General features: G+C 68.7%; 4 protein-coding genes. 1 reads left to right on the top strand and 3 read right to left on the bottom strand.

The window, feature by feature from the left end; translation table 11 throughout:
• Nucleotides 1-138: 138 nt before the first annotated feature.
• Nucleotides 139-495, bottom strand: a complete 357-nt coding sequence (locus ACFXGX_RS43005; RefSeq protein ID WP_328446067.1) for a hypothetical protein — start codon at nt 493-495, stop codon at nt 139-141.
• 593 nt (nt 496-1,088) lie between these two features.
• Nucleotides 1,089-1,649 carry a hypothetical protein gene (locus tag ACFXGX_RS43000; RefSeq protein WP_384803890.1) on the bottom strand — a complete coding sequence of 187 codons (561 nt, stop codon included), beginning with the start codon at nt 1,647-1,649 and terminating at the stop codon, nt 1,089-1,091.
• Between the two features lie 217 nt (nt 1,650-1,866).
• On the opposite strand from ACFXGX_RS43000, the gene ACFXGX_RS42995 reads away from it, so the two are divergent.
• A complete protein-coding gene (locus ACFXGX_RS42995) occupies nt 1,867-2,688 on the top strand; it encodes a hemolysin III family protein (protein WP_384803887.1) in 822 nt (273 codons plus the stop codon).
• A gap of 166 nt (nt 2,689-2,854) precedes the next feature.
• On the opposite strand, the gene ACFXGX_RS42990 is transcribed toward ACFXGX_RS42995, so the two are convergent.
• Complete coding sequence (locus ACFXGX_RS42990) at nt 2,855-4,093, bottom strand: PP2C family protein-serine/threonine phosphatase (RefSeq protein WP_384803884.1); 1,239 nt, start codon at nt 4,091-4,093, stop codon at nt 2,855-2,857.
• Nucleotides 4,094-4,714: the final 621 nt, after the last annotated feature.

Below are 4,714 nucleotides of genomic sequence, written 5' to 3'. Positions count from 1 at the left end.
GGGGCGCTCCGCCCCCCGCGGCTGCTACCTCGCTGTAAAAGCGCCGCTCCCCACCCCTCACCCGCGTGGTGGGGGCGGGGCGCGCCCCCCCCGGCGCGGGCCCACACTGCTTGCAACGGGTTCCCGCCGCGGGGTTGCTCAGTGATCGGAATAGCTGAAGTCGCCCACGGTCCAGGCGCCGACGTCGGCGATCGCCACGCGGTACATCCCGCCCGTCTCCGGGATCCCCACCGTGCCCTGCAGGATCCGGGCAACATGGAAGTGCAGATGCGTGGGCGGCCCGTTCTTCGCGGGGGTGTCGAAGACGGCTGAGAACTCTCCCAAGCGGGCGGAATCCGTCAGCACGTCCGACACCCTCTGCCGCCACACTGCTTCGGGAGCAAGCCGGCCGGTGATGACAGCACCACCGGTGACCACGGTCAGGGACATCTGATTGCTCTGCCCGGACTCCACCAGGGCGGCGACGTCAACGAGCAGCTCGTCAGGCTTCGACATGGGCCGATTATATTTACTGGCCACCCTGAGGTTCCCCCGGTGTGCGGTAGGTGCTGATCGGACGGATCTGCCAGATGGGCAAAGGAGCCAGGGCGGTGGCCACGGTCAGCGCCTCGCAGGCAGGCAAAGCGGCTTCGACCGTGGGAAGACTCTCATGGCTTGGACCCTGGCAAAAAGGGATCAACGGCCGCCACCGTGGTCGAGTGGTCGACACTCACGGCCTGCCACTGATGGTGATGAAACCGATTCCCTGCGGTGTTCACAGCTGGGCGACATCGAAGAACGGAGCAGATGGTGAACGAACAGACGGGAAGTGGAGCTTCCTCACCAACCACAACCGTGCTGATCGTCATCGCCCGCGCCCCGTGCCGCCCGCCTTCGGTACATCGCCGCGGCTTGCTACGTCACCGGGCGGACCGCCCAGAACATCGTCACGATTTTGAACAGGCCGGCTACCTGCGCCGGGAGCGTGCCGGACGGCGCACGCGCTACATCCTGCCTGGACGGCGCCCTCCGCCATCCTGCAGACGCACACGTGACCGTCCGGGCACTGCTGGAGGTGTTCACCCATCACGACAAGCAAGCGCTGAAGCTCAGACCCTGCTCCAGGCATCGAGGAATGCTTTGCGTCCTGTCGGATCGTCGGACCTGCGGTCTGCGTGCAGGACGCGCCAGGCGGTGAGTTCGAGGTCACGGAGCCATAGTTCTCCGATGACCTGTGTCTTGAGGTCGGGAAAATGGTCGGACTCGGCGAGGGCCTGACCGATCACCTCCCCGGCTGCGACGCGCTGGGGCGGAGTCATCTCATCGACAGCCGACAGGATCTGTCGGGCCAGCGCGATTCCTTCTCCCGCCAGGGAACGCAGCACCGCAGCCTTGATGTTGGCAGGCAGCAGGTACGCGGTGCCCGAAGACCTCCACAGCTCCGACCAGAAGCGTTCTCCTGCCGTGGTGGGGGCAGGCAGCGCGGCCAGCAGCCCCAGGAGGTGACCGGTGGCCGCATACCCATCGGAGTGGGCGGCTGCGACGACGGCGATGCCGGCGACGCGCTGCACATCGAGATCGCCGGCTTCCCGTTGCGGAGCCAGACCCAGTTGGTGTTCCAACTGGTCGGCGAGGGGGCCGGACAGGTGGGGGCGGACCTCAGGAAGCATCGGCGATCCTTGCGCGCAGGGAGCGGAGATACCCGCTCGGGAGCTCTGATCGTTCCCATGAGGACCTGATCTATTCCGCTCGAGCCCAATGGGCGGCAGCAGCAACGGGCCGGAGTTCACACCTCGGCGAAGTGCCCCATGTCCGGCGACGCGGCCTGGCTGTTTCGAGACCGGCCTTGCAGAAAACTGTCTGGGCGAGGTCTTTTAGCATGGCTGCATGATCACCGGTGATGCCCAGGAGTCCGAGGGAGGACGAGAAGCCGTGTCGCACGACGCCGCTGAAGCCGAATACACGTACGCTGTCGCAGCGCGTGGAGAACACCATGAAGACGCGCTGCCCTGCGGATCACAAGGTGGGGAGAGCGGGCACTCGGTTGCCGCTCTGGTGGAGCGGGCCGCCGATCTGGCCGAACCGATCAAGCCGAGGCTGCGTGGCTGGCTGCATGCCGGGATGGTCCCCGCCGCACTGATCGCGGGCATCGTGCTCATCTGTCTGGCCCGCACCCCGCAGGGAGACGTGGCCTGCGCCGTGTACTCGGTCACCGCCTGGCTGCTGTTCGCAACGAGCGCCATCTACCACCGCGGCACCTGGGGGCCGCGCGGCGAGGCGGTCCTGCGGCGTCTCGACCACGCCAACATCTTCCTGATCATCGCCGGCACCTGCACGCCCCTTGCGGTGGTCCTTCTCCCGCCGGGCCAGCGGTCCGTGCTGCTGTGGATCGTGTGGGCGGGCGCACTGGTCGGCATCGCCTTCCGCGTCTTGTGGGTGGGAGCTCCGCGCTGGCTGTACACCCCGTGCTACCTGGCGCTGGGGTGGGCACCGGTGCGCTACCTGCCCGACTTCCTGCACACCGGCGGAGCGGCCGTACTCACCCTGGTCGTGGCCGGCGGTCTCCTCTACAGCGCGGGCGCGGTCGTCTACGCCCTCCAGCGCCCCGATCCCTCACCGCGCTGGTTCGGCTTCCACGAGGTGTTCCACGCCCTGACCGTGGCGGCCTTCACGGCGCACTACATCGCCATCTCCCTGGCCGTCTACTGACCGCGACAACGTTTTGGCCAGGGCCGCTGGTCACGCACGTTGCCGCGTGCCGAGCCGCGACGGGCAGGGCGGCCGTCGAGGCATCGCGCCGCGCGCGAAAGCCGTCCGCTCCTCCGCACCGCGGTCCAAGGGCCGTCCGAAGCGGGGGAGCGGAGCAGTCTCAAGGTCATCGCCCAGTAGTGGTCCGCCCCGTTGGCGACGGGGCGGAGGCGTCGGCGAGGTTGGCGCCGGTGTCGGCGTCCCGATGGGAGTGGCCGATGCCGTGCCAGTCGAGGCACATGACGGTCGCGTCGTCCTGCAGGTGACCGTGGTTGGCGTCGACGACTGCGGCGATGAGGGTGCGGGCGGCCTCGCGGGGATGCAGCGCGCGAGTGCGGACGATCAGGTCCGGCAGATCGAGGCTGTTGGCGTTGCGCTCCAGCATGCCGTCGGTCAGCATCACCAGCCGGTCGCCCGGCCGCAGGTCCAGCGACTGGACTCGGTAGCTGTGCGGTGCGTGGAAGCCGAACGGCATATCGATCTTCGGAGTGATCTCCCGAACCTGTCCGTCCCGCATCCTCAGTGGCCAGGGGTGCCCGGCGTTGATGAACTCGGCGGTGCCGTCGAGCAGGCTGATACGCAGGAGCTGGCCGGTGACGTAGCCGTGGCGGCCGTGCTCGCGCACGGCCTGGTCGGCCTGATCGCCCTGTTCGGCGAGGCCGGCACCCGCCCGTCGTGCGCGGCGCAGGGCGCCCACCAGGAGAGTTGCGAGCAGAGCGGCATCGACGTCGTGGCCCATGGCGTCGGTGACGGAGAGCTGGACCGTGTCCCGGTCGATCACGTAGTCGAAGGTGTCACCCCCGACGTGGTCGGCCGGCTCCAGTGCCCCGGCGACCGCGAACTGGGCCGCCTCACATGCCAGTGATGCCGGGAGCAGCCGGTGCTGGATCTCCGCGGCCAGGCTCAGCGGGGCGGTGCGGCGGCCCCACTGGTACACGTCGGTGAAGGACCGGTTCGCAATGACGATGTACGCCAGCGCGTGCGCGGTCTCGCTGACCTCCCGCATCACCTCCGCGTCAGGCGCGACGGGCAAGAACAGTTCCAGGAGCCCGATGGCGTCCCCGCGGTTGGTCACCGGGGCGACGAGCCGCACCAGACCGCCCTCGCCCTTGTCCTCCACCCTCGGCCGCTGGGTGCGGATCACGTCGTCGTACAGGGTGCCCCGCAACGTGATGCGCCGCGCGGGCTCGTCGGTCTCGACGCTGCCCGCCGCCCCCAGCCGTACAACCGAGCCGCCGCTGAAGTCGGTGATCAGGAACGACACCGCCGCGGCCCCGAGTCGCTCTTTGAGCATGCGCGCGACCACGTCGAGCGACTCCACGGGCGCCGCGGCCTCCGCCGCCGCCAGCGTCCCCGCCAAGGTCATCGCCCCGCCCCGGCCGCCGTCGCTGTCAGGAAGACGAGTGGTCGGCCTGCCTTCTTCGCCAGGCCCGCATACGGTCACGGTGACTCCTCGCTCTTTACTGCCCGCCGGCGCAGTGCCCCCTGTCGAGTGGGCCGAGGGGGCGGCGCCAGGGCCCGGTGCCGGGCAGTGTCATTGCACCACAGAGCTCCTGAACGGACGCCAACGTCCGCCCCGGACTCGGCGGCCGTACGCCTTGTCCGTGCGACATACCAAGCCCGCATGCCGAGGTCCTCGCCGGCCAGCGGGTGAGCGGGCGGTTGTGGCGTTGACGCTCTTCGTTGGGGTCCCAGGGCTTTTGGATCGCGCGACGACACTCTTCTGCCCGCTGCACATGCCCCGGACCTCTCGCCCTGACAGTGACGGGTGCCAGCCTCCGTCACCGTCGAGGTCGCTTACCTCCCCGCCGAACGCACAAAAATCTATGCTGGCTGGAGTAGACATTGGGAGATCGTCTGGCTATGGTTTCTCTCGTAGCCGAGATCAGCAGGGCCCGACAGAGACGAACTGCCGGGCAGCATTACCGCAGTTGCAGTGCGCAGGGCGGTGCGGTGGTGGAGTTTCGGAGCCAGGGTTGTTGCAGGA

The sequence above is a fragment of the Streptomyces sp. NPDC059371 genome (assembly GCF_042751995.1).
GTDB lineage: Bacteria > Actinomycetota > Actinomycetes > Streptomycetales > Streptomycetaceae > Streptomyces.
The sequence above is the reverse complement of the archived record's forward strand: the minus strand, read 5'-3'. Positions and strand labels throughout refer to the sequence as shown.